The 23,221-nt window shown below is 74.8% G+C and carries 22 protein-coding genes and 1 pseudogene; 11 read left to right on the forward strand and 12 right to left on the reverse strand.

Annotation, left to right across the window (positions count from 1 at the left end):
- Window positions 1-7: 7 nt before the first annotated feature.
- Entirely contained in the window at window positions 8-391 is a 384-nt protein-coding gene (locus tag ACYP53_RS32385; protein WP_189921943.1) for a hypothetical protein, read from the reverse strand.
- A 614-nt stretch (window positions 392-1,005) separates the two neighbouring features.
- On the opposite strand from ACYP53_RS32385, the gene ACYP53_RS32390 reads away from it, so the two are divergent.
- Entirely contained in the window at window positions 1,006-2,466 is a 1,461-nt protein-coding gene (locus ACYP53_RS32390) for a lytic transglycosylase domain-containing protein (protein ID WP_459650066.1), read from the forward strand.
- Window positions 2,467-2,599: 133 nt separating this feature from the next.
- Here the strand turns inward: ACYP53_RS32390 and ACYP53_RS32395 are convergent, their stop codons facing one another.
- Together ACYP53_RS32395 and ACYP53_RS32400 are read right to left on the reverse strand one after the other, a co-directional pair.
- Window positions 2,600-3,187: a TerD family protein gene (locus ACYP53_RS32395; protein ID WP_459650067.1), complete on the reverse strand. Its 588-nt coding sequence runs from the start codon at window positions 3,185-3,187 to the stop codon at window positions 2,600-2,602.
- A gap of 146 nt (window positions 3,188-3,333) precedes the next feature.
- Window positions 3,334-3,990 (reverse strand): class I SAM-dependent methyltransferase, encoded by a 657-nt coding sequence (locus ACYP53_RS32400; protein WP_459650068.1) that lies wholly within the window; start codon window positions 3,988-3,990, stop codon window positions 3,334-3,336.
- A 307-nt stretch (window positions 3,991-4,297) separates the two neighbouring features.
- On the opposite strand from ACYP53_RS32400, the gene ACYP53_RS32405 reads away from it, so the two are divergent.
- On the forward strand, window positions 4,298-6,658 hold the full coding sequence (locus tag ACYP53_RS32405; RefSeq protein WP_459650069.1) for a glycosyl hydrolase family 18 protein: 2,361 nt from the start codon (window positions 4,298-4,300) through the stop codon (window positions 6,656-6,658).
- A 157-nt stretch (window positions 6,659-6,815) separates the two neighbouring features.
- Here ACYP53_RS32405 and ACYP53_RS32410 read toward each other — a convergent pair whose 3' ends face one another.
- Entirely contained in the window at window positions 6,816-7,589 is a 774-nt protein-coding gene (locus ACYP53_RS32410; protein ID WP_459650070.1) for a bestrophin-like domain, read from the reverse strand.
- A 251-nt stretch (window positions 7,590-7,840) separates the two neighbouring features.
- On the opposite strand from ACYP53_RS32410, the gene ACYP53_RS32415 reads away from it, so the two are divergent.
- A complete protein-coding gene (locus ACYP53_RS32415) occupies window positions 7,841-8,146 on the forward strand; it encodes a hypothetical protein (protein ID WP_189921956.1) in 306 nt (101 codons plus the stop codon).
- A gap of 841 nt (window positions 8,147-8,987) precedes the next feature.
- On the opposite strand, the gene ACYP53_RS32420 is transcribed toward ACYP53_RS32415, so the two are convergent.
- The 3 genes from ACYP53_RS32420 to ACYP53_RS32430 all read right to left on the reverse strand — a co-directional run bounded on the left by ACYP53_RS32420 (window position 8,988) and on the right by ACYP53_RS32430 (window position 12,950).
- Window positions 8,988-10,394: a family 2B encapsulin nanocompartment shell protein gene (locus tag ACYP53_RS32420; RefSeq protein WP_189921958.1), complete on the reverse strand. Its 1,407-nt coding sequence runs from the start codon at window positions 10,392-10,394 to the stop codon at window positions 8,988-8,990.
- A gap of 534 nt (window positions 10,395-10,928) precedes the next feature.
- Window positions 10,929-12,383: a MocR-like pyridoxine biosynthesis transcription factor PdxR gene (gene pdxR / locus ACYP53_RS32425; protein WP_459650071.1), complete on the reverse strand. Its 1,455-nt coding sequence runs from the start codon at window positions 12,381-12,383 to the stop codon at window positions 10,929-10,931.
- Window positions 12,384-12,515: 132 nt separating this feature from the next.
- Window positions 12,516-12,950, reverse strand: coding sequence for a universal stress protein (locus ACYP53_RS32430; RefSeq protein ID WP_459650938.1), 435 nt, complete (start codon window positions 12,948-12,950; stop codon window positions 12,516-12,518).
- Between the two features lie 637 nt (window positions 12,951-13,587).
- Here ACYP53_RS32430 and ACYP53_RS32435 point away from each other — a divergent pair.
- Complete coding sequence (locus ACYP53_RS32435) at window positions 13,588-13,983, forward strand: transglycosylase family protein (RefSeq protein ID WP_189921964.1); 396 nt, start codon at window positions 13,588-13,590, stop codon at window positions 13,981-13,983.
- Window positions 13,984-14,076: 93 nt separating this feature from the next.
- On the opposite strand, the gene ACYP53_RS32440 is transcribed toward ACYP53_RS32435, so the two are convergent.
- Both ACYP53_RS32440 and ACYP53_RS32445 read right to left on the reverse strand, forming a co-directional pair.
- Window positions 14,077-15,552 (reverse strand): MFS transporter, encoded by a 1,476-nt coding sequence (locus ACYP53_RS32440; protein ID WP_459650072.1) that lies wholly within the window; start codon window positions 15,550-15,552, stop codon window positions 14,077-14,079.
- A gap of 83 nt (window positions 15,553-15,635) precedes the next feature.
- A complete protein-coding gene (locus tag ACYP53_RS32445) occupies window positions 15,636-16,220 on the reverse strand; it encodes a pyridoxamine 5'-phosphate oxidase family protein (protein WP_189921968.1) in 585 nt (194 codons plus the stop codon).
- A 131-nt stretch (window positions 16,221-16,351) separates the two neighbouring features.
- Between ACYP53_RS32445 and ACYP53_RS32450 the strand changes: the two genes are divergently transcribed.
- Window positions 16,352-17,248 (forward strand): helix-turn-helix domain-containing protein, encoded by an 897-nt coding sequence (locus tag ACYP53_RS32450; RefSeq protein ID WP_459650073.1) that lies wholly within the window; start codon window positions 16,352-16,354, stop codon window positions 17,246-17,248.
- Window positions 17,249-17,456: 208 nt separating this feature from the next.
- On the opposite strand, the gene ACYP53_RS32455 is transcribed toward ACYP53_RS32450, so the two are convergent.
- Window positions 17,457-17,891, reverse strand: coding sequence for a CBS domain-containing protein (locus ACYP53_RS32455; protein WP_189921972.1), 435 nt, complete (start codon window positions 17,889-17,891; stop codon window positions 17,457-17,459).
- Between the two features lie 244 nt (window positions 17,892-18,135).
- Between ACYP53_RS32455 and ACYP53_RS32460 the strand changes: the two genes are divergently transcribed.
- The 6 genes and pseudogenes from ACYP53_RS32460 (at window position 18,136) to ACYP53_RS32485 (ending at window position 22,242) form a co-directional block, all read left to right on the forward strand.
- Window positions 18,136-19,032, forward strand: coding sequence for an AraC family transcriptional regulator (locus ACYP53_RS32460; RefSeq protein WP_189921974.1), 897 nt, complete (start codon window positions 18,136-18,138; stop codon window positions 19,030-19,032).
- Between the two features lie 53 nt (window positions 19,033-19,085).
- Window positions 19,086-19,511, forward strand: coding sequence for a VOC family protein (locus ACYP53_RS32465; RefSeq protein ID WP_189921978.1), 426 nt, complete (start codon window positions 19,086-19,088; stop codon window positions 19,509-19,511).
- A 65-nt stretch (window positions 19,512-19,576) separates the two neighbouring features.
- Window positions 19,577-19,912, forward strand: coding sequence for an MmcQ/YjbR family DNA-binding protein (locus tag ACYP53_RS32470; protein ID WP_459650074.1), 336 nt, complete (start codon window positions 19,577-19,579; stop codon window positions 19,910-19,912).
- Window positions 19,913-20,039: 127 nt separating this feature from the next.
- Window positions 20,040-20,912 (forward strand): annotated as a pseudogene (gene ligD / locus ACYP53_RS32475) (non-homologous end-joining DNA ligase); the annotation flags it as partial.
- Window positions 20,913-21,065: 153 nt separating this feature from the next.
- Complete coding sequence (locus tag ACYP53_RS32480; protein ID WP_459650939.1) at window positions 21,066-21,920, forward strand: ATP-dependent DNA ligase; 855 nt, start codon at window positions 21,066-21,068, stop codon at window positions 21,918-21,920.
- Window positions 21,921-21,996: 76 nt separating this feature from the next.
- Entirely contained in the window at window positions 21,997-22,242 is a 246-nt protein-coding gene (locus ACYP53_RS32485; RefSeq protein ID WP_459650075.1) for a hypothetical protein, read from the forward strand.
- 56 nt (window positions 22,243-22,298) lie between these two features.
- Here the strand turns inward: ACYP53_RS32485 and ACYP53_RS32490 are convergent, their stop codons facing one another.
- The gene (locus tag ACYP53_RS32490; RefSeq protein WP_459650076.1) at window positions 22,299-22,910 is read right to left on the reverse strand and encodes a type 1 glutamine amidotransferase domain-containing protein; all 612 of its coding nucleotides are present in this window, start codon (window positions 22,908-22,910) and stop codon (window positions 22,299-22,301) included.
- A gap of 13 nt (window positions 22,911-22,923) precedes the next feature.
- Window positions 22,924-23,220 (reverse strand): PRC-barrel domain containing protein, encoded by a 297-nt coding sequence (locus tag ACYP53_RS32495; protein WP_189921983.1) that lies wholly within the window; start codon window positions 23,218-23,220, stop codon window positions 22,924-22,926.
- Window position 23,221 lies beyond the last annotated feature (1 nt).

Consider the following 23,221-nt stretch of genomic DNA (forward strand, 5'->3'; position numbering starts at 1 on the left):
TACGACCTCAGCGCCGAGCGTGATGGGTGTCGCCGACGTACTCGCCGGTCTCCCCGTCCGGGAAGCTGACGGCCATGGTGACGCGGTACTCGTGGACGTCCTCGCGGTGCCCCGGCACCCGGGCCCAGGCCAGCGAGTGCACCTCGGCCTCGGGGGCCTGCCGGCACCAGGCGGCCGCCTCCTCCAGGGCGCGGGCGGCCGACGGTCCGGTGCACACCACGGCGGTGTACGCGGCGACCGCGACGTCCCCGCCGGTGCGACAGGTGCGCGACACCGCCCGGACGGCGGCGGCGGCCTGGGTCAGGTCACGGGCCAGGTCCTCCACGACCCGAGGGGGTGCCGGCAGGACGACCGCTCCCTCGACGACGGTCTCCGGCAGGTTCGCGCTCACGGGCTGGACCTCCATCCGCATCATCACGCGGCACAGCATGCCGGGCGGCGATTCCTGGCATGCCCACTTTCACCAGAACGTCACCCGTCCAGGGCCGAGTTGGGGACGCGCTCTGGCGTGCACGGGCCCGTCCTGCTAGAGGGGTCGTCCGGTGCGCCGGGCGTTCCGGCAGGTCAGAGGGGGCGGCCGTGGGCGCCCTCGGGAGCCCGAAACGCCGCGCACGTACCACCCCCGCGCTCCGAACCGCCGTCCGGGGCCCGGGGCTGCCGTCCCACCGCCGTTGGAGCCTTGGTCGACTCCGCGTACCGGAACGGGAGCTGCCGCCGGCCCCGGGGGCCGGGAACCGCAGGCCGGGGCCCGGCTCGAGGGCCCGCGGAGCGCCCGCACCCCCGCTGAAGTGCCGAGTTAACCCCTCGGTGGGCGCCGGGCCGCCTCCCGGTCACCCTGTCCCTGTCAGATCGTCGTGATACTAATCGTGCTGGTGGCGGATGCCGTCACCAGGTGGGCGGGCACCACGCGGGCGCGACGCAGGCACGACACGGGCATGACGCGGGCACGATGACGAGGGCTCAACCGTTCCGGGAACGTCCGGACGGCAAGGGGAGGGGACACGGATGACGGCGAGGTTCGGCAGCACCCAGGGCGGGCGCAGGCTCCGGATCGGAAAGCGGGTCACGGGTACGGCGGCGGCCTTCGCCGCACTGGCCGCGCTGACCGGGTCACAGGTGACGGGCCTCGGGCTCGCGCCGGTCGCGGCCGCCGACACCGGCCCGGCGAACGGCACCACCACCCAGGGCAGCGACCGCTACCAGACCGCCGCCTCCCCGTTCGGCACCCCCGCTCCCGGCGTCCCCACTCCCGGCATCCCCGGCGGCGGCCTCCCGGCCGACGGCGGCGGCACCGTCCAGCTGCCCCAGCCGCCCGGCGCGCTGCCCGGCGCGCCGGACGCCGGCCCGTTCGCGGCCACCGGGCCCGCACTGCCCGCCACCGTGCTCGCCGCCTACCGCCAGGCCGAGACCTCGCTCGCCCAGCGCACCCCCGGCTGCCACCTGCCCTGGCAGCTGCTGGCCGCGATCGGCCAGGTCGAGTCCGGCCAGGCCAACGGCGGCCGGGTGGACGCCGCCGGCACCACCCTCACCCCGATCCTCGGCCCGGCGCTGGACGGCAACGGCTTCGCCGCGATAGCCGACACCGACGGCGGCCGCTACGACGGCGACTCCCGCTGGGACCGCGCCGTCGGGCCGATGCAGTTCATCCCGTCCACCTGGGCCTCCTGGGGCGTGGACGCCAACGGCGACGGCAAGGCCGACCCGAACAACGTCTTCGACGCCGCCGAGTCCGCCGGCCGCTACCTGTGCGCGGGCGGCCGCGACCTCGCCGACCCGGCGCAGCTCGACCGGGCGGTGCTCAGCTACAACCAGTCGGGCGAGTACCTGCGGACGGTCCGCAACTGGATGGCGCACTACGGCAGCGGCACGGTCACCACCGTCCCGAACCGCCCGGGCCCCTCGGTCCCGTCCCCCTCGCTGCCCTCGCCGTACCTCCCGGTCGGCGGCGGCACGACGGGCGGCGGCCCGACGGACACCGGCGCGACCGCGACGCCGACGCCCACCCAGCAGCCGACCACACCCGCCACGCCGACCGGCTCGCCCTCGCCGACGGCCGAGCCGACGACGCCCCCGAGCCCCACCACGACGCCCACGCCCACCGGTTCGCCCTCGCCGACCGCGCAGCCGACGACGACGCCGACCGGCACGCCCAGCAGCACCCCCACGGCGACGCCGACCACCACGCCCACCGGCACCCCGACCGGCACGCCCACGGCCTGCCCGGACCCGACGGCCACCCCCACCGGCACGCCCACCGGCACGCCGTCCGGCACCCCCACGGGCACGCCCACCCCGACGGGCTCCCCGTCCCCCGCCGCCACGCCCACCGGCACCCCGACGGCGACGCCCACCACCGCCCCGGGCTGCCCGACCCCCGCCCCGACGGCCACCGGCACCCCGAGCGCCGCGCCCGGCGGTGCGACCCCGGCCCCCTCCCTCTCGCCTTCGGCGGCCCCGAAGAAGTGATCCGAGGGCACGACACGACGGAGGCGCGGTTCCGCATCGGGAACCGCGCCTCCGTCGTGTCGCACCAGGGTCGGAGCAAGGAACGAACCCCCGGTGCCCGGCCCGCGTCGGCAGCCGTGCACCGCCGCCGCGCTCAGAGGTGCTTGACGAGCTCCGGCATCAGGTCCTGGAAGGTCCGCCCGCTGGCCGGCTGGCCGATCGCGGTCATCTGCCAGCCGGTCTCCGTGCGCTGCACCTTGGCCATGATCTGCGCGGTGTACGGGCCGCCGCCGGTGAGCGTGTAGCGGGCCAGCTCGGCACCGGTGGTCTCGTCCACGAGCCGGCAGAACGCCGCCTCGACCTCCTGGAAGGTCTGGCCGGTGAAGGAGTTGACGGTGAAGAGGATCTGGTCGACCTCGGACGACACCTTCGTCAGGTCGACCGTGATCGACTCGTCGTCGGCCGCCTCGCCCGCGCCGCCGACCAGGTTGTCCCCGCTGTGTCGCACCGAGCCGTCGTTGCTGGTGAGGTGCTGGAAGAAGACCACGTCCACGGGCCGCCCCTGGGCGAACAGCACGGCGGACGCGTCCAGGTCGATCTCCCCGCCGACGGCGAGCAGCTTGGCGAAGAACCCCTTGCGCTGCGCCGCCTTCCAGCCGAGGCCCATCCGCACCACGCTCAGCTGTCCACCGCCCGGCTTCTCCAGGCTGATCTTCTGTCCCTTGGCCAGCGAAACGCTCATCGTGCCCTCCTCGTTCTGCCACCGCCCGCGTGCCGCGAATCTACAGCACTGTAGAAACCTATGATCATCCGACGGCGTCCTGGGAGCACCCCTACCCCGCACTCGCCCGCCCCGCACCCCCGGACGGCACGAAGCCCCTCGCGGGCTCAGTCGGCAGGCCGCTCCAGCCGGACCAGCGCGTCCACCGCGACGCGGCCGCCGCCCCCGCGCCCATCCCCGCCCCCGCCCTTGTGCCCCGGCTCCCCGCCGACCGTACGGTGCACCCGCTCGGCGCGGACGGTGTGCAGCCCGAGGTCCGCGAGGTCGGCCAGGACGTCCTCCGGGGTGAACAGCACGGCCGGGTCCTGCGGGCCGCCGACGCCCTCGGTGAGGTTGCTCAGGTCGTGGCCGACGACCAGCAGGGTGCCGCCCGGGGCCAGCGCGCGGGCGGCGCGGCGCAGCGCGGTCCGGCGGTCCCCGGCGGGGAGCTGCAGGTAGGCGACCAGGACGAGGTCGTAACCGGCGGCGGGAGCCTCCAGGGCGCGGGCGTCGCCGTGGCGCCAGGTGAGGCGGTCGGCGACCTCGTCGGGCAGGTCGGCGGTGAGCCGTTCGGCGCGTTCCAGGGCGACGGCGGAGAAGTCCAGCCCGGTGACCTCCCAGCCCCGGGCGGCCAACCAGATGGCGTTGCGGCCCTCGCCCGCGGCCAGGTCGAGGGCGTGGCCGGAAGCATGGCCGGTCAGTTCACGGACCACCCACTGGTTGGGCGCGGTGCCCCACACCAGTTCTCTCGCGGCGTAGCGGTCGTCCCAGTCCCGGCTGTCCATCGCGCCTCCTCCGTTCGACGTTCGTTCGACGATTGTTCGACGGGGCCCGCCCGTCCCGGTCAACCTACCGGCCGCCGCGGCCCGGGCCCGGAACGGCCCGGCGGACGGACACCCTTGACGGCGCATATTGGTCCAGTCCAATCTGTTCAGTCGTGACGTGCCCGGGTCCGGTCACCCGCCGCGTCCGCGCACGCCCGTCAGCACGCGTCACCCGCCCCCGCGCCCCCACCGCGCCCGGGCCGGCTCCCCACGGCCCGTCCGGGCCACCGCACCGCCGGAACCCCCACACATCCGGAGGACCCACCGCATGCACGACCGCGTCCTGCCCGCACGGCCCGACCGCTCCACCGAGGAGCGCACCGGGCGCCGGGCCACCCACCGCAGAAGAGCCACCGCACTGGCCCTCGCCGCCACGCTCACCACCAGCGGCGCCGCCCTCGCCCTCACCTTCGGCCCCGCCTCCGCCGCCCCGGTCAACCTGCTGGCCAACGGCGACTTCGAGACCGGCACCCTGTCCGGCTGGACCTGCGCCAACGGCTCGGTGGTCACCACCCCGGCGCACGGCGGCACCCACGCGCTCAGCGGCGCGGCCTCGGCCTCCGACACCGCCCAGTGCCAGCAGACCGTCACCGTCCGGCCCAGCACCACGTACACCCTGGCCGGCTGGGTGCAGGGCAGCTACGTCTACCTGGGCGCCACCGGGACCGGCGTCAACGCCTCGGCCTGGACGCCCGGCGGCACCGGCTGGAACCAGCTGAGCAGCACCTTCACCACCGGTGCCACCACCACCTCCGTCACCGTCTTCACCCACGGCTGGTACGGCACCGGCGCGTACTACGCGGACGACCTCACGCTGACCGGCCCGGCCGGGCCCACCTCGTCCACCAGCCCGACGGCCACCTCCAGTCCCACGGCCACCTCCAGTCCGACCGCCACCGGCAGCCCGACCGCCACCGGCAGCCCGACGGCGACCCCCAGCCCGACCGGCACTCCCACCACCGGCACCCCGACGCCCACCGGCACCCCGATGCCCACGGGCACCGCGAGCGGCCCGGCCGGGGACGGCAAGGTCACCACCCCGACCGGCCTCGCGGTGACCAGGACCACCGCCGACGCCGTGGTGCTCACCTGGCAGCCGTCCACGCTCACCACCGGCGACGGCCCGGTGGCGTACAAGGTGTGGTCCAACGGGCAGCTGGTCGCCACCTCGATGGGCACCTCGGTCGCCGTCAGCTCCCTGCTGCCGGGCCGGAGCTACACCTTCAGCGTGCAGGGCTACTCGGGCGGCCACGCCTCGGCCCAGTCCGCGCCGGTGAGCACCACAACCGCCGCTGCGCCCGCCCAACGGCCCGTCCGCTCGGCCTACTTCGACCAGTGGGGCGTCTACGAGAACGCCTACTACCCGAAGTCCGTCGCCACCAGCGGCGCCGCGGCCAGGCTGGACCTCATCCACTACGCCTTCGCCAACATCGACCCGACCAGGTTCACCTGCTTCCAGGCGGTGAAGGCCTCCGACTCGGCCAACGAGTCCAATCCCGACGCCGGTGACGGCGCGGGCGACGCGTACGCCGACTACCAGGCCGACTTCAACCCCGGCACCAGCGTGGACGGCAGCGGCGACACCTGGGAGCAGCCGCTCAAGGGCAACTTCAACCAGCTGCGCCAGCTCAAGGCCAGGTACCCGAACCTGCGGTTCACCATCTCCATCGGCGGCTGGACGTACTCCAAGTACTTCTCCGACGCGGCGGCCACCGATGCCTCCCGGCAGAAGTTCGTCTCCTCCTGCGTCGACATGTTCCTCAAGGGGAACCTGCCGACCGGCGTCGCCGGCGACGCCTCGGGCGGCCCGGCCACGGCCGCGGGCATCTTCGACGGCATCGACCTCGACTGGGAGTACCCGGGCTCGGCCGGTGGCCACACCGGCAACCACTACTCCCCCGCCGACAAGCAGAACTTCACCCTGCTGCTCAAGGAGTTCCGCACCCAGCTGGACGCCCTCGGCGCCGCGCAGGGCAAGCGCTACCTGCTGACCGCCGCACTGCCCAGCGGCCAGGACAAGATCGCCCAGCTGGAGACCGACAGGATCGGCGCCTACCTGGACTACGCCGACGTGATGTCCTACGACATGCACGGCGCGTGGGACGCCAAGGGCCCGACCAACCACCAGGACCCGCTGCACGACAGCCCGGCCGACCCGACCACGCCGATCACCCCCGGCACCCGCAAGTACAACGTGGACACCACGGTCGCCGCGTACACCACCGGCCTGCCCGAGTACGGCATCCCCGGCGGCTTCCCGGCGAACAAGCTGGTGCTCGGCATCCCGTTCTACTGGCGCGGCTGGACCGGCGTCCCGGCGGGCTCGAACTCCGGCCTCTACCAGAGCGCGACCGGCCCGACGGCCGCCAAGCCGCTGAGCCAGGAGGCCGGTCTGGCGGCCTGGAAGGAGCTCAACCCGACGGCGGCGCAGACCCACTGGGACCCGGTCACCGAGAGCAGCTGGGTCTACGACGGCACGAACTTCTGGACGGGCGACACCCCGCAGGCCGTCCAGGCCCGCGGCGCCTACGCCAGGAGCAAGGGGTTGGGCGGCCTGTTCGCCTTCTCCCTGGAGAACGACGACGCCTCCGGCAGCCTGCTCAACGCGATCGACGGCAGCCTGCGCTGACGGTCCGCGTCGGGTCGGACACTGCTGCTGATCCCCTCGACACCCCTCGATGCGTACACCGGGTACGAACCCCGACGATCCGGGCCGGATGATCCGACGATCATCTGCCCGGATCGACCCGGCGTGCGGCAGCGGCCCGACCCGTCCGCCGAGGTGCTCAGTCCTTGAGGTTGAGCATGGGGAACAGGTCCTGGAACGGCTGGGTGGTCACCGAGACGCTGCGGGCGAACGGGTTGTCGAAGTCCCAGATCATGAACAGCAGGAAGGCGATCAGCGAGCTGAAGCAGAGCGCCAGGACCAACTCCCTGGGCGTGCGCCGGATCTGCAGGGCGAACAGCATGCCGACGGTCACCACCGCGCCGCCGACCAGGCCGAACCAGACGATCCCCGGCATCGTCGGACCGGCGCTCTGGCCGCGGGCGTCGCGCGAGTTGGACGCCTGGCTGATCCGGTCCATGATCGGCTGGTAGGCCTGCGACTCCAGGTCGGAGGCCGGCGGCCGGGTGGCGACGTCCGTCTGCAGCTTCTGCAGCAGTTGGTCGCCCTTCTCGGTGACCTCGCCGTTCTTCTGCATGTAGTCCCACTCGGTGTTGACCACGTACGTGACGTAGGCGTCCACGTCGGCCCGGACCTGGTCGCGGAACTCGACCGGGTAGACCACCGCGCGGTCGCTCACCTCGCGCAGTGACTGCGCCTCGCGGAACAGGTCGTCCTGGGCGACGCCGCGCGCCTCCCAGACACCCGCGATGGCGAGACCGAGGACGATCGCGTAGACCACGCCGATCATCATCGTGATGTATTCGATGACGTCCGGGGTCTCGTCGGTGTTCTCCTCGACGGTGCTCACCCGGCGGTTCCTCAGCAGCACCACCGCCACCACGACGGCACAGGCCGACGCCATGGCGATGGTCAAAGCCACCCACTCGGACATGGGAACTCCTCTCTCTGGCTTGGCTTGTGACGGGACGGAAAGATCTGCGGGCGGTCCGGGCCCGGGGCCGGACCGGTGCCGGACCGGTGCCGGGCGCGGGACCCGACCGGTGCCGGGCGCAGGGCCCGACCAGCGGCGGGCGCGGGGCGGGCCCGGGGCCCGCGGCCGGTCAGGACCGGCTCGAACGGCCCCGACCGCTGCCGCCGCCACGGCCCGGACGCAGGGCCACCGCCGCGAGCACACCGGGCACCATGATCATCAGGACCGTGGTGGTCATCGGCATTCCCCCGTGGCGCTCCGGCGAGGCCATCGGCTTCGCCGCCGGGACGGGGAACACCGGACGCCCCGCCGGAGTCGGCCACAGCGGACTGTGGCGCACCGGGCTCGGTGAGGCCGCACTCGGGGGCGCCGGGCTCGGGGGCGCCGACACGACGGGCGGCGGCGGGTCCGGCACGGGAGCGGGCGGGACCGGAGCGGGCACCACGGGGGCCGGGACGGCGGGCGCTGCCTGGGGTGCCGGCGGCAGCGGTGCGGGCGCGGGTGGCGCCGGAGGCTGAGGCGCGGGCGACGCGGGCGGCGGGGTGGGCGGCGGCGTCGGGCTCGGCGTGCGGGTGGGTGTCGGAGTTGGCGTCGGGGTCGGGGTGGGTGTCGGAGTTGGCGTCGGGGTGGGCGTCGGCGTGCGGGTCGGTGTCGGCGTCGGGGTCGGAGACGGCGTCGGAGACGGCGTCGGGCAGTGGGGGTGGTGATGGTGGTGATGCCGGCCGTGACCGACCTGGACGTCCACATCCACGCCGACGTCGACTCCGCCGCCCGGTCCGATCGAGACGTCCGTCCCGGTGCAGACGCAGATGTCCACGCCCGGGCCGTGCGGGTGCCCTCCGCCGTGCTCGGCCCCCGCCGCGGTCGCGCCGGTGACCAGCGCGCACATCGCGACCACGCCGACCGCCGCGCCGATCAGTCGCGCCCTCCGCCCGGAGGCCGCCGTCCCACCGCCGTGCGGCGGTATCCGTCGGAACTGCCGACGCTGGGACATGGGCTCCACGCACCTCTCGGGTCGTCTGGGGGAACGGGACTGGCTCGGGTGGAACGGCCGCCGGGTCGAACGCCCACCGGGTCGTAAGGCCGCCACAGCGAAAGGCCGCCGGGGCAACCGGCGGAGAGGTCGACATCGGTCGACGGCCGATCGGCAATCGATTGGGTACGACCAGAAATGATCAGACACGATCAGGCGGACGGCCCGCCTCCGGGGGCGGACCGTCCGTCATCAGGTCAAACGATCTTCGCGCCGACCGGTTACGGCCCACGCTCGCTGTTCCGCGCGCTCAATCGGCTTCGACGGCGCGCTCGTTGGCGACCCTGCGCCCAGTGGGGGCGGCGCGCTCGGTCGCGACGACGCCCTCAGTGGCGGCGGTGCGCGATCTCCACGTTCTCCAGCACACCGACCGCGTCCGGCACCAGGATCGCGGCCGAGTAGTAGGCGCTGACCAGGTACGAGATGATCGCCTTCTCGTCGATCCCCATGAAGCGGACCGAGAGCGAGGGCTGGTACTCGTCCGGGAGGCCGGTCTGGTGCAGGCCGATGACGCCCTGGTTGTCCTCACCGGTACGGATCACCAGGATCGAGCTCGTGTTCTCCTTGGTGACCGGGATCTTGTTGCAGGGCAGGATCGGTACCCCGCGCCAGGCCGGCACCTGCTGCCCGCCGAGGTCGACGTGGGTGGGGTACAGGCCCCGGGCGTTGAACTCGCGGCCGATCGCGGCGATGGTCCGAGGGTGGGCGAGCAGGTAGTCGGGGTCACGGCGGCGGCTGAGCAGCTCGTCCAGGTCGTCCGGGGTGGGCGGGCCGGAGTGGGTCTGGATCCGCTGGTCGAAGTCGGCGTTGTGGAGCAGGCCGAACTCCGGGTTGTTGACGATCTCGTGCTCCTGCCGCTCGCGCAGGGCCTCGATGGTCAGCCGGAGCTGGTGCTCGGTCTGGTTCATCGGCTGGTTGTAGAGGTCGGCGACGCGGGTGTGGATCTTGAGCACGGTCTGCGCGACGCTCAGCTCGTACTCGCGCGGCTTGAGCTCGTAGTCCACGAAGGCGCCGGGCAGCTCGAACTCGCCGTGGTGGCCCGCCGACATGGCGATCTCGGCCTCGCCGCGCTCGTTCTGGGCCTGCAGCGGCAGGGCCAGGAAGGCCTGCAGGTGCTCCTGCAGGCTCGGCGCGTTGTCCCGGATCGCGGCGAAGTCCGCCCGGGTCAGGGTGAGGGCGACACCGGAGGTGGCGGTCTTGGCGGTGAAGTCCCAGGCCGCGTCCGGGTTCAGCAGCGCGTCGTCGCCGAAGCGGTCGCCGTCCGCGGCCACGCCGATCTCGGTCTCGTCACCGTACTTGCCGGTGCCCACCAGGTTGACCCTGCCGTGGGCGATCAGGAAGATCCGGTCGGCGGCCTCGCCCTGGGTGGTGAGGACCTCGCCGGGGCCGAAGTCCAGCTGCTGGCAGCGGTCGGCCAGCGCGGTGAGCACCTCGTCGTCCTCGTAACCGCGCAGCAGGGCCAACTCGCCCAGCTCGCCCGGGATCACCCGGACCTGCGAGCCGGTCTTGATGAACTCAACCACGCCGTTGCCGACGGAGTAGGTGAGCCGTCGGTTGACCCGGTAGGCGCCACCGGCGGCCTGCACCCAGGGGAGCACCTTGAGCAGCCAGCGGGAGGTGATCTCCTGCATCTGCGGTGCGGACTTGGTCGTGGTGGCAAGGTTGCGGGCAGCTGCCGTCGCAAGGCTCTGCTGCTTGACCTGCTCTGTCTCCGGGCTCGTGTCCACGGGCATCGGCAGGGTCTCCATTCCTGTGGTCGGGTCACGCGGCCAGGGCCATCGGGCCGCCCTGGGCGCTTGCCGTGACGGATCATCAGATCCGCAGGCTGGTGGGGGCGTCGGCTACGTGTCGCGAATGCGGCCACCGTTCACCCGGCGGCCCATCCGGAACCCTAGATCACCAGGACCCGGCCAAGGCCGTACGGACGCCCAGTACCCCCCGATAGGGTGAATCTCGCCCGGTCCGCTTCCATCGGCACCACAAGGTGTGGAACACGCGTTCGCGACTGCGATCCCCGTACCGGCACGGGCCTTCGGGCGTCCTCCACCACCCCGCGACACCCCTCGGGGAGGCCCGGAGCCCGGCGCCCGGCGTCAACCCGGCACACCGGTCGGACGGTTCGAAGGCGCCCCCGGACGGTACCGCACGTGGTCGAACCGATCGGAGCGATCGGAGCGGCCGGATCGGTCGGGACGGCTGAACGGACCCTGCCGAGGCGCCCGAAGACCTACGCCCCCGGTCCGACGGCCGGGCCTCGCCCAGGGTGTTCAGACCGACGGCGGCAGGATGGCGCAGAGTGCCTCGACCGCCGCCGCGTAGGCGTGGTCGGGCGGCGTGGCGTAGCCGACCACCAGGCCGTCCACGGCGGGCATGGCCGCCGGGTCGATCTCCGGGTGCCGGAAGTCGGCGAGGCCGTCGACGGCCAGGCCCCGGTAGGCGGCGGCCTTCAGCACCGAGCGCTCGGTGCCCGGCTCCAGCCGCAGCACCGCGTGCAGACCGGCCGCGATGCCGGACACCTCGACGTGCGGGGCGCTCGCCGCGAGCGCGGCCACCAGCTGGTCGCGGCGGTCCCGGTAGCGGCGGCGCATCCGGCGCACGTGCCGGTCGTAGCCGCCGGAGTCGATGAACTCGGCGAGGGTCAGCTGGTCCAACGCGCTGGCCCAGCCCTCGCGTTCGCCCTTGGCGGCGAGCACCCGGTCGACCAGGTGGTCCGGCAGCACCATCCAGCCGAGGCGCAGCGCCGGGGTGAGGCTCTTGCTGGTGCTGCCGAGGTAGACCACCCGCTCGGGGTCGAGCCCCTGGACGGCGCCGACCGGCTGGCGGTCGTAGCGGAACTCGCCGTCGTAGTCGTCCTCCAGGATCAGTCCGCCGCGCCCGCGCGCCCAGTCGACCACGGCGGCGCGCCGGCCCGGGTGCAGCGGGCCGCCGGTCGGGAACTGGTGGGCGGGGGTGAGCAGGGCCGTACGGACGTCCCGGTGCCGGGCCAACTCGTCGACGAGGGCGCCCTGTTCGTCGATCGGCAGCGGAACCGCGGTGACCCCGGCGGCGGCCAGCAGCCCGCGGTGGAAGCCCAGCCCGTACGCCTCGACGGCCAGCGGGCCGTTCTCGGCGGGCGGCAGCACGGGCCGCGCGCCGTCGAAGAGCAGCCGCAGCGCGTGGGCGAAGCCGGAGCAGATCACGATCCGGTCCGGGTCGGTGCGCACCCCCCGGGCGCGGGCCAGGTAGTCGGCGAGGACGGTGCGCAGCTCGCGCCGGCCCTGCGGATCGCCGGGGCCGAAGGCCTCGTTGGGCGCGACGGTGAGTGCCCGGCGGGCGGCGGCCAGCCAGCCGGTGCGGGGGAAGGAGGAGGCGTCGGGCTGGCCCTGACGCAGGTCGTGCCGGGGACCGGGGCGGGGCGAGGGCCGGCGGGCCCGGGCGGGCGGGACGGGTTCGGCGCGTTCGGCGACGGTGGTGCCGGAGCCCTGGCGGGCGGTCAGCCAGCCCTCGGCGACGAGTTCGGCGTAGGCCTCGGCGGCGGTGTTGCGGGCCAGGCCGAGATCGGTGGCGAGCGCGCGGTACGGCGGAAGCCGGGTGCCGGGTGCCAGTCTCCCGCTGCGGATCGCCTCGCGCAGCGCCGTCATCAGCGCGGCACGGCGGCCGCCGGTGGCGGGGAGGTCGAGGTGAAGGTCGTTTCCGGTCGGGCCAGCGGGCTCGGAGGGGTGCGTGCCCCGCGTCTCCGTCATGTTCACGCACCCTACCCGCCGCCCCGACCGCGCCCTGCGGGTGCCCCGCCACCGCCCCCGGGGCGCCCGGGCGGCGACCGAAGGACGGGACGGGTGCACAAGAGGGGTGTACGTACCGAGGGGCCGCGCGGGTCAGGGGACGACGGTCACCGGCCAGCGGCCCGCCTTCACCAGCCGGACCGCCACCGATCCGATCACCTTGTGCCCGGCCTGCTCGGAGACCCCGACCACCACGGCGTCCGCGCGCAGCTCGTCCGCGAGCTTGGCCAGCCCGCCGTACGGGTCGCCGCGCATGGTCAGGAAGCGCCAGTCCACCTTCCACACCTCACGGACCCGCTGCTCGGCGTCGCGCAGGGCGGCCAGCAGCTCGTCGGCGATCTCCTGGGTGGTCTCCTCCACCGCGGCCCCGGCCAGCGCGGTCGCGGCACCGAGGATCGGCTGGACGTAGGCCACCGCGAGGACGGCGCCCTGCCGGCGGGCCTGTCCAGCGGCGTAGGCGGTGGCGCGCCAGGAGGAGTCGGAGCCGTCCAGCCCCACCAGGATCACCTTGGGCCCGTCGGTCCCCAGCTCGAAGCCGCTGGGCGCGGCGGCGACCTCGTGGTCCCCGGCTCCGGTGGCTCCTCCCGGGTTGGGCCCTCCCCGATTGGCCCCTCCCGTGCCGGTCCCTCCCGCGGCGGCGTCCGCCGCTCCCGCGCCCGCCGTGTCCGCCGCATCGCTCTCGTTGCTCATGCGCCCGAGGCTATGCCCGGCACCGTGCGTGAGTGCGGGGGGCACTCCGGGTGAGCCCTGTGGCGCGGGCCACCCGGAGCCACGTCGGGCCGGACGGATTCGGCACCGGCCGCTCGGTGATCGTGACGCGCTGTCGACGATGTGCGCGGCCTCACACGGCTTCGGGAGTGGTGCGGGCCACTTCCGGGGGGATTTTGATCTTGGAAATAGGTGCAAATCAGGCGAAATCTGCACAATTCCTTGATCCTTACCTCCGGTAACAGGCCGCTGACGTGCCTAAACCTTCGAATCCTTGAAACGGCCACCACCTCCCCCGTAACTTCGAACCCGTTGCACCGAGCGATCCGCTCCGGACGGGCCTCACCGCCCACCGAGTCGGCACGGTGCCGGACCACGCGAGCGACGTGTCCCCGAAACCTGCGGCCTTCCGAAGGCCTGGTTCCGCGTGCTCGCAGCCCCCTCCGAAAGGAAATTCATGACCTTCCGTAACGAGACTGCCGCTGCCACCACCACTGCCACCCCGAAGCGCCGCAACCGCGTCCGGATGGCTCTGATGGCCGGGGCGCTCACCGCCCTCCCGGTGGCCGGCCTCGTCACGGCCACCAGCGCCTCCGCCGCGCCGGCCACCGTCTGGGACAAGGTCGCCTCCTGCGAGGCCACCGGTAACTGGGCCATCAACTCCGGCAACGGCTTCTACGGCGGCCTGCAGTTCACCTCCAGCACCTGGGCGGCCTTCGGCGGCACCTCCTTCGCCCCGCGCGCCGACCTGGCCACCAAGGACCAGCAGATCTCCGTCGGCGAGAAGGTCCTCGCGGCCCAGGGCCCGGGCGCCTGGCCGGTCTGCTCCGTCAAGGCCGGTCTGAGCAAGTAAGACCCCCACGAAGCCGCCGCACCCCTGCCGGGTGCGGCGGCTTCGTCGTGTCTCCACGCGGGGGCGAGCCCCGGACGGGCAGGACCGGCCGGATCAGTCCGACCCGCTGCCGGCCCCGGCCCGACCGGCGAGCCCGACGACCAGGACGCACGGCACCAGCAGCAGGGCGAAGACCGCCGTGTACGCGCCGGCGCCCCCGCTCCCGCCCCCGCCCCCGCCCGCGGCCAGGCACAGGTTGAAGAGGGCGGAGCTCACACCCATCACCACCACCTGGCCGAGGTTCTGCGCGGTCTGCATCTCGCCGCCGGTCCGGCCCTGGCGGCCGGGCGGGCTGTGGGCGATGGAGAGCAGGGTCATGCTCGGCGCCGCGACCCCCATGCCCGCCGCCGCCACCACCAGCGCGGCACCGGCCGTCACGGCGGGTGACCCCGGCAGGGTGCCGACGCCCGCGATCAGCACCGCCAGGACGCACACCCCCATCCCGCCCGCCAGCACCCGGTGCCGTGCCCGGTGCTCCAGCAGGTGCCCCTGCACCCAGTTCGCCGCCGCCCAGACGACGGCCGCGCCGGTGAAGGCCAGCCCGGTCACCGCGGCCGGGACCTCACGGACGGTGTCCAGGAGCAGCGGGACGAAGGCCTCCAGCGTGAAGTACGCGCCCGAGGACAGCCCGCGCAGCAGTACGGTCGCGGGCAGTCCGCAGGCCGCCCGCCCGGTGCCGCCCGGCAGCAGCCGGGGGGCGAAGGCGCCCAGCAGCCCGAGCCCGACGAGGGCCGCCGCCAGACGGCCCGGGTCCCAGCCGGACACCCCGTACTGGGCGAGCGCCGCACCCCCGCTCACCGCCGCCGCGACGGCCAGCGGCGGACGGGCGGCGGTCTCCGCCAACCCTTCCGCCCCTTCCGCCCCTTCCGCCCCCGCGGCACCGGGGCGGCGCAGCAGCGGCAGCACGGCCACGATCGGCAGGACGGTGATCGCCGCGAGCCCGAGGAACACCGCCCGCCAGGACCACCACCCCGCCACCAGCCCGGCCAGCGGCGGGCCGACCAGCGAGGGCACGATCCAGCAGGTGCTCATCAGTGACAGCGCGTGCGCCCGCAGCCGCCCGGGGTAGGCCCGCGCGATGGCGGTGGTGATGGCCACCGCCGTCATCCCGGCCGCGATGCCGTCCAGGAACCGCCCGGCGGCGAGCTGCCAGACGGTGGTGCTCGTCCCGGACACCACCAGGGTCGCCACCCCGAGCAGGATCCCCGCCACCAGCGGACGCCGCGCACCCGCCCGGTCCGCCCAACTCCCGCCCAGCACACCGCCGAACAGGCTGGCCGCCGTGAAGCAGCCGGCGACCAGCGGGTAGAGCGCCACCCCGTCGAGGTCGCTCACGGCCGCCGGCAGCGTGGGCACCACGGCCAGGGCGGCGAACCCGGTCAGGAACATCACCGCCGCGAACCCCGCCGTGGCGGCGGCGTACGGCCACGCGTACAGGCTCGCGGCGGCCTCCGGCCCGGGGGCTCCGGGGTGTTCGGCGCGTCCAAGGTGTCCGGCTTGTCCGGCGCGCTCCGGCGCCCGGTCAGACATCAGCAGTCACGGGCCCCCAAGCTACGCGCGACAGCCCCGGGCGCACCAGGGGTTTCAGCTACGAGGTCCAGACCAATTCGGGTTCAGGCGGGCCGGGGCGGGAGCGGCAGCGGAAGGGCGGGCAGGCCGTCGATGCTGGTGCCGACGAGCGGCTTGCCCTCGCAGTAGGCGCCGAACTCCGTCTCGCCCTTGCGCTCGAAGTACTGGGCGTGCAGGTCGCGGTCGCCGCGGTAGTCCATGAACGGCACCGCGTAGCCGCACGAGTCGCTCACCCGCTCCGCCCTGACCAGCACGATCGCCCGCAGGGCCGACCCGTCGGCGTCCGGGGCGAAGTGGCCGAGCAGCTCGGCGAAGCGCGGGTCGTCACGGAAGACCGGCTCGCCCCGGCCGTGCACCCGGACCACGGTGGGCGGGCCCTCGAAGGAGCACCACATCAGGGTGATCCGGCCGTTCTCCCGCAGGTGGGCCACGGTCTCGGCCTGCGAGCCGCCGAAGTCCAGGTAGGCGAGGGTGAGTTCGTCGATCACCGCGAGGGTGCCGGAGCGGCCCTTGGGCGAGAGGTTGACGTGCCCGTCGGCGGCCAGCGGGGCCGTCGCGACGAAGTAGACCGGCTGGCTCTCGATGAACCGGCGGAGCCGGCCCTCGATGCGTTCGTACTGCTTTCCCATGTGCGCGATTGTGCCCGCATCTCGGCTGGCAAGAAAGAAAAATCCAGCTCATGAGACATCCCCGACGGCCGGCGGACCGCCTAGGATAATCCGTGCACATGTCACCCGCCCGGCCGAGCACGGGAGTTGAGATGGCCCGCAGCACCCTCCTGACGACCGCACCCGGGATGGTCCTCGGCACGCCCGCGCCGCCGCTGCGCCGCTACGTCCTCGGCTACCGCGGCTACCGGCTGGACCTGCGGCAGCCGCGCCGCCGGCTGGAGGTGCCCACGGACGTGGTCACCGTGGCGCTCGCCTTCGAGGGCACGATGCGCCTCGTCGACGCCGTCGCCCCCGCGGCCGCCGCCTCCTTCGGCTCGGTCGCGGCCGGGCTGCGCCGCACCGCGACGATCGCCGAACACTCCGGCGTCCTGCACGGATTGGCGGTCTCGCTCACCCCGCGCGGCGCCTACCGGGCGTTCGGCCCGCTGGCCGGCGACCTCGGCGGGCAGTGGGCCGAGGCCGGGGACGTCCTGGGCCCGCGGCTGCGGGCGCTGACCGACCGGCTGGCCGACACCCCGAGCTGGCCGGCCCGGTTCGCCATGCTCGACGGGTACTTCGCCGCACTGTTCGCGTACGGCCCGGACTGGGACCCCTCCGTCCGCTGGGCCTGGCACCAACTCCGGCGCTCCCACGGGCAGGTGCCGGTCCCCGCCCTGGTCGAGGGCACCGGGTGGAGCCGCCGCCGGCTCGAACTGCGCTTCCGCGAACACCTCGGAGTCGCCCCCAAACAGGCCGCCGGGATCCTCCGGCTCCAGCGCACCCTGGCCCTCCTGGCCGCCGGCCCGGACCGCCCCGCCGGCGCCGACCTCGCCGCGCTCTGCGGCTACTACGACCAGTCCCACCTCGACCGCAGCTTCCGCGGCATGGTCGGCTGCTCCCCCCGCGCGTTCCTGGCCTCCCGCGACACCGCCGCCGCCCTCCCCGACCCCACCGACCGCGTCGCGGGCCGGGTGACCAGCGCCGTCCTCGACGCCGGCGCCGCCTAGGAACCGGGCGCCACAGGGGCGGCCGGGTCCGTGCGGGCCGTTCGGGGTCGGGCCGTCGACTCCCGGCAGCCGGCCGGGTGCGCATTTGTACAAGACGTGCGGCGGCCCCGTCCGGCACCGTCGAAGGACCCGGCCGGTACGGGGGGCCGGCCGGTCACGGCGGTGGGGACGGGGCCGGGGCTCGGGGCGGGACGCCGGCCGAGCCCGGTCACTGCTTCATGTAGACGCCGTCCATGAAGTCGATGATCTGCTGGTCGGTCAGCCGCTGGCCGTCGCGGTGGCCCATCGCCAGGTCCGCCTCGCTGATCATGCCCACCAGCCGCTCTCCGTCGATCACCGGGATGCGCCGGATCTGGTGCTGCTCCATCTTGCGCAGCACCGCGTCCATGCTGTCGTCGGCGCGCACGCAGTGCAGGTGGCCGGAGAGCTCCATGGCGGTCATCGCGGCCGGGTCCTTGCCCTCCGCGATACATCGCAGCACGATGTCGCGGTCGGTGATGATGCCCTTCAGCTTCTGGTCGTCGCCGCAGATCGGCAGCGCGCCCACGTTCTTGTCGCGCATCATCCTGGCGGCGTCCGCGAGGGTCTGGTGGGCGCCGATGCACTGGGCGCCGGTGTGCATGATGTCTCGGGCAGTGGTCACGAGGACTCCTTCGTCGGTGGTTCCCCCCGTGTCCCCCCGGACGGTGCGCCCCCACGCGCCCGACACGGCGCGGGCTGGGTGACCGCGCCCTCACCATAAGCAACACCGTGCCCGCCCGCGACCGCGCCGGGGACCCGCCCGGCCGCACGCCGCGCACCGTCCGCCCCGCCCCGCACGCCCCGCCCCGCACGCTCCGCACCATCCGCCAGGCACCGCCGGGAGCGGGAGCACCGATACTGGGAGGGTGACCACGGATACCGGGGAACCCGGCGCCGGGACCGTCGACGAGGCCGTCCTGGCCAGGCCCGCGACCGCGCTGCGTCCGTACGTGGCCTGGTACTCCGGCTACCGGCAGCGCGGCCTCGCCCCCGCGGTGCACCGCGGCCTGCCCTCCCCGTACCTGACCTTCATCCTCACCCTGGACGAGCCGCTGGTGATCGCCGGGCACCCCGACCCGGCGCAGCCGCCCGGGAGCTACCCGACCCTGCTCGGCGGCCTGCACACCGCCCCCGCGCTGATCACCCACGACGGTGCGCAGTCCGGGGTGCAGATCGCCGTGCACCCGCTCGCCGCGCGGACGCTGTTCGGGCTGCCCGCCGGGGAGTTGGCCGGGATCGACCTGCCCGCCGACGAGGTGCTCACCCGGCTGGACCCGTACCTGCGGGAGCGGCTGCAGGCCGCACCCGGCTGGGCGGAGCGGTTCACGGCCCTGGACGGGGCGCTGCTGCGGGCCGCCCGGCCGTCCGGGCGGGTGCCGCCGGAGGTCGGCTGGGCCTGGCGGGCGCTGCGGCGCAGCGGCGGCGCGCTGCCGGTGGCGGAGCTGGCCCGGGAGACCGGCTGGAGCGCCCGGCACCTGCAGGAGCGGTTCCGCCGGGAGACCGGGCTGACCCCGAAGGCCGCCGCCCGGGTGATCCGCTTCGACCGGGCCCGGCACCTGCTGGCCGCCACCGACGCGCCGCCCCGGCTGGCCGAACTGGCCGTGCGCTGCGGTTACTTCGACCAGGCGCACCTGGCCCGGGAGTTTCGCGCGCTGGCCGGGGCCGCGCCGAGCACCTGGCTGGCGGCGGAGGGGCCGGAGGCGGCGAAGTTCCGAAACGTCCAAGGCGGGGAGGTCGGGGCGGCCGCAGAGTGGGAGGCGTAGCGGAACCCCGCACACCGCCGGCGCTCCCGCGCCCGTCCCGAGGAGAGAGAGCCATGGACGCCACCGAGACCCCCGCCCCGCAGGTCTGGCCCAGCCTGCGCGCCACCGACGCCCGGGCGCTGATCCGCTTCCTGGTCGAGGCCTTCGGCTTCCAGGAGGTCGTCGCCTACGGTGAGGGCGATTTCGTCGCCCACGCCGAACTGGCCTGGCCCGAGGGCGGCGGTGTGATGCTCGGCTCCGGCCGCGAGACGCCGGACGGCGCCGCGCCCTGGGCGGGCAAGCCGGGCGGCTTCACCGCGTACGTGGTCACCGCCGAGCCGGACGCCGTGCACGCCCGCGCGCTGGCCGCCGGCGCCGAGATCACCACCGCGCCGCACGAGACCGAGTACGGCTCGCGGGACTTCGCCGCCGCCGACCCGGAGGGCAACCGCTGGTACTTCGGCACCTACCCGGGCGCGCCCCGGCCGGTCGCGCGGTGAGCCCGGTGCCCTCGCCGGGTCCCGCACCCGTTCCCCCGCCGGGGTCCACGCCCGGGTCCACGCCGGTGGAGCGGCTGCGGGCGCTCTGCCTGGCGCTGCCGGAGGCCGAGGAGCGGGTCAGCCACGGGGAGCCGAGCTGGTTCGCGGGCTCCGGCCGCCGGGCCCGGATGTTCGTGATGCTCTCCGACCACCACCACGACGACCGCCTCGGCTGCTGGTGCGCGGCGCCCGGCGGCGCGCAGGAACGGCTGACCGGCGAGGACCCCGCGCGCTACTACCGCCCGCCGTACGTCGGCCACCGGGGCTGGCTCGGCGTGTACCTGGACGGGCCGGCGCCGGACTGGGCCCGGATCGAGGGCCTGGTCGCGGACGCCCACGCCCTGGTCGGCCCGGGGCTCTGACCGGCGGTCCGGGGCTCTGACCAGGGCCCGGGGCGCCGGCCCCGGCCCCGGGCGCCCGCCGCCGAACCGGGGCAGACTGACAGCGGGGGCCACCCACCGGAGGCTTCGGAGACGGACCGTGCCGCAGATGACGGTGGACGGGCGCACCCTCGCGCTCTCCCACCTCGACAAGGTGTACTACCCGCGCACCGGCACCCTCAAGGGCGACGTGCTGCGCTACTACGCCGCCGTCCACGCCGCCCTGCTGCCCCACCTGCGCGACCGCCCGGTCTCCTTCCTGCGCTGCCCGGACGGCGTCGAGGCGCAGTCCTTCGTCGCCAAGAACCCGCCCCCGGGCACCCCGGACTGGGTGCGCACCGTCGACGTCCCCAGCAACACCGGCGAGCTGCGGCAGGTGGTCCTGGAGGACGGCGCGGCGCTGCTCTCCGTCGCCAACCTGGGCTGCCTGGAGCTGCACGTCCCGCAGTGGCACGCGGCAGCGCCCGCGCTAGCCGACCGGCTGGTCCTCGACCTCGACCCCGGCGAGGGCGCGGACGTCCTCACCTGCCGGACGGTCGCGCTGCTGCTGCGCGACCGCCTGGCGGCGGACGGCCTCACCGCCTGGGTGAAGACCTCCGGTTCCAAGGGCCTGCACCTGCTGGTCCCGATCGAGCCCACGCCCAGCGCCAGGGTCTCCGCCTACGCGAAGGCGCTGGCCGCCACCCTGGAGGCCGAGCACCCCGAACTGGCCGTGCACACCATGGCCAAGGCCCGGCGCCACGGCCGGGTGCTGGTCGACTGGTCGCAGAACAACGCCAAGAAGACCACCGCCGCGCCGTACACCCTGCGGGCCCGGCCGCGGCCGACGGTCTCCACCCCGCTGTCCTGGGCGGAGCTGGAGCGGGCGGGCGACGAGCGGGAGCTGACCTTCACCCTCACCGATGTGCCCGACCGGCTGGCCGCCGACGGCGACCTGTTCGCCCCGCTGCTGGACCCGGAGCGGGCCCGGCCACTGCCCGCCGCACCCCCGGCACCGACGGCACTCCCGGCACCCCCGACACCGACGGCTCCGAAAGCTCCGACGTCTCGGGCAGCTCCGACGTCTCGGGCAGCTCCGGCAGCGCACGGGCGGGTGCGCGGGCCGCGCCCGGTCCTGGAGCCGCCGGTCGAGGTGATGCGCCCCGCCGCCGTCACCGCCGTCCCGCCCGCGGACGGCCTGGGCGGCGGTGGCGTGCAGTACGAACTGAAGCTGGACGGGTTCCGCTGCGTCGCCTTCGCCCGCGGCGACCGCCCGCCGTTCCTGCAGTCCCGCACCGGCCGCGACCTCTCCCCCGAGTTCCCGCCGATCGCCGCCGCCGTCGCCCGGCTCCCCGAGGGCCTGGTCCTGGACGCCGAACTGGTCGCCTGGCGCGGCGGCCGGTTCGCCTTCGGCGAGCTGCTGCGCACCCGCCGGGCCCGCGCCGCCAGCCCGGAGGTGGCCCTCGGCCTGATCGCCTTCGACCTGCTGGCGCTGCCCGGCCGCGACCTCCGCCGGCTCCCGCTCACCGACCGCCGGCGCCTGCTGCTCGCCGCCCTCGCCGACGTCCCGCCACCCGTCCAGCCGGTGCTGGCCACCACCGACCGGGCGGAGGCACTGGAGTGGATGGCGCAGCTCGCCGACACGGGCGTGGAGGGCCTGGTCTGCAAGGCCGCCGCCTCCCCCTACCGCCCGCGCGGCGCCGGACACGCCTGGGTCAAGTACCGCCGGAGCGACACCCTCGACGCCACCGTCCGCGCCGTCACCGGCCCGGCGAACCGCCCGCATGCGCTGGTCCTCCAGCTCGACGACGGGCGGGTCTTCCTCACGACTCCCCGGCTCACCCCCGTCCAGGCCCGTGAGGTCGCCGGACTCGCCGGCCCCCTGCTCGGCCCGCCCGCCACCGACCCCGACCACGGCCCCGTCCACCCCCTCAACGGCCCCCTGCGCGCCGAGCTCACCCTGACCGGCCGCCCGCCAACCGCCACCTTCGTCCGTCTCCGGGGCGACTGACACCACCCGCCGACGGCCCGCTGTCGGCGCCCACTGCCGGCGCCGACTGTCGGTGGCCGCCCGTAGGATCCGCGCCATGACCGTACGTGACCACCGCGCCGAGGCCGCCGCCGCGCTGCGGGAGCGCGGGCCGACCCTGATCGCCCGGCTGCGCTCGGCCGACCACGCCGACGAGGCGGAGGGAGACGCCCTGCTCGACGAACTCATCGCGCTCTACCCGTACTACCCGCACTGGGCCGACCTGCTCTTCTGGCACACCCCGGACGCGACGGACGAGGAGGTGCTGCGCACGGCGCTCACCCACCGGCCGATCGCGCTCTGAAGCACGCTCCGAAGCCGATCACGCCCCTGAAACCGATCACGCTTCGAAGCCCGGTCCTACCAGGGCCACTTCCGCCGCTTCGTCGTCGCGTGGGCGAACTCCGTGACGAACGCGTCCTCGAACAGCGGCAGGTCGTCCGGCTTGCGGCTGGTCACCAGGACGCCGGAGCCGTCGTGGCAGACGTGCACCGGCTCGTCGACCCAGTGGGCGCCGGCGTTGACCAGGTCGGTGCGCAGGCTGGGCCAGGAGGTGACGGTCCGGCCGCGGACGGCATCGGCCTCGATCAGCGTCCAGGCGGCGTGGCAGATCGCCGCGACCGGACGGCCCGCGGCGCAGAAGCCGTGCACGAAGGCCACCGCCGGACGGTCCAGGCGCAGCCGGTCCGGGTTGGCGACGCCGCCGGGGAGGACCAGTCCGTCGTAGTCGGCCGGATCGGCCCCGGCGACCGTGACGTCCACCGCGAAGGTGTCGCCCAGGGCGCGGTGCCGGACGGCCTGGACCCGCCCCTCGGCGGTGGACAGCAGGCGCGGGGTGCCGCCGGACTCGGCGACCGCCTGCCAGGGTGAGGTCAGTTCGACCTGCTCGACGCCGTACGGCGCGACCAGGAAGGCGATCGTCCGGCCGGTGAGCGTGGTGGCCGGCCAGCGCTTGGTGAGCGGCCGGGGCATGGGTCGCTGCCGCTCAGCGCGGACGGAGCGCGGCCAGGTCGACCGCGGCGGGCGGGGCGGAGCTGAGCCTGGCCCGCGGACAGTCGAGGTGGACGGCGCGGACCAGGTGGTCGACCCGGGCGACCAGGCCCACCGGGACGAGCACCCGGGTGCCCGGCACCCAGGGCTCGGCGTCGACGAGCAGGCGGTCCCCGGTGTCCTGCTCGACCCGGCCGACCGGGCCGTCGGTCGCCAGCACCTCGTACCCGACCAGGCCGAGGTCGGCGGCGGGGTGCGAACCCGGGCGGTGCTCCCACAGATCGGTGCTCATG

The organism is Kitasatospora sp. Ki12 (genome assembly GCF_054601375.1).

What these genes read in the sequence shown, in the direction of transcription:
- ACYP53_RS32390 (WP_459650066.1), top strand. Translation starts at nt 1,006, where the DNA reads ATGACGGCGAGGTTCGGCAGCACCCAGGGCGGGCGCAGGCTCCGGATC.
- ACYP53_RS32395 (WP_459650067.1), bottom strand. Translation starts at nt 3,187, where the DNA reads ATGAGCGTTTCGCTGGCCAAGGGACAGAAGATCAGCCTGGAGAAGCCG.
- ACYP53_RS32400 (WP_459650068.1), bottom strand. Translation starts at nt 3,990, where the DNA reads ATGGACAGCCGGGACTGGGACGACCGCTACGCCGCGAGAGAACTGGTG.
- ACYP53_RS32405 (WP_459650069.1), top strand. Translation starts at nt 4,298, where the DNA reads ATGCACGACCGCGTCCTGCCCGCACGGCCCGACCGCTCCACCGAGGAG.
- ACYP53_RS32410 (WP_459650070.1), bottom strand. Translation starts at nt 7,589, where the DNA reads ATGTCCGAGTGGGTGGCTTTGACCATCGCCATGGCGTCGGCCTGTGCC.
- ACYP53_RS32415 (WP_189921956.1), top strand. Translation starts at nt 7,841, where the DNA reads ATGATCATCAGGACCGTGGTGGTCATCGGCATTCCCCCGTGGCGCTCC.
- ACYP53_RS32420 (WP_189921958.1), bottom strand. Translation starts at nt 10,394, where the DNA reads ATGCCCGTGGACACGAGCCCGGAGACAGAGCAGGTCAAGCAGCAGAGC.
- pdxR (WP_459650071.1), bottom strand. Translation starts at nt 12,383, where the DNA reads ATGACGGAGACGCGGGGCACGCACCCCTCCGAGCCCGCTGGCCCGACC.
- ACYP53_RS32435 (WP_189921964.1), top strand. Translation starts at nt 13,588, where the DNA reads ATGACCTTCCGTAACGAGACTGCCGCTGCCACCACCACTGCCACCCCG.
- ACYP53_RS32440 (WP_459650072.1), bottom strand. Translation starts at nt 15,552, where the DNA reads ATGTCTGACCGGGCGCCGGAGCGCGCCGGACAAGCCGGACACCTTGGA.
- ACYP53_RS32445 (WP_189921968.1), bottom strand. Translation starts at nt 16,220, where the DNA reads ATGGGAAAGCAGTACGAACGCATCGAGGGCCGGCTCCGCCGGTTCATC.
- ACYP53_RS32450 (WP_459650073.1), top strand. Translation starts at nt 16,352, where the DNA reads ATGGCCCGCAGCACCCTCCTGACGACCGCACCCGGGATGGTCCTCGGC.
- ACYP53_RS32465 (WP_189921978.1), top strand. Translation starts at nt 19,086, where the DNA reads ATGGACGCCACCGAGACCCCCGCCCCGCAGGTCTGGCCCAGCCTGCGC.
- ACYP53_RS32480 (WP_459650939.1), top strand. Translation starts at nt 21,066, where the DNA reads ATGCGCCCCGCCGCCGTCACCGCCGTCCCGCCCGCGGACGGCCTGGGC.
- ACYP53_RS32485 (WP_459650075.1), top strand. Translation starts at nt 21,997, where the DNA reads ATGACCGTACGTGACCACCGCGCCGAGGCCGCCGCCGCGCTGCGGGAG.
- ACYP53_RS32490 (WP_459650076.1), bottom strand. Translation starts at nt 22,910, where the DNA reads ATGCCCCGGCCGCTCACCAAGCGCTGGCCGGCCACCACGCTCACCGGC.
- ACYP53_RS32495 (WP_189921983.1), bottom strand. Translation starts at nt 23,220, where the DNA reads ATGAGCACCGATCTGTGGGAGCACCGCCCGGGTTCGCACCCCGCCGCC.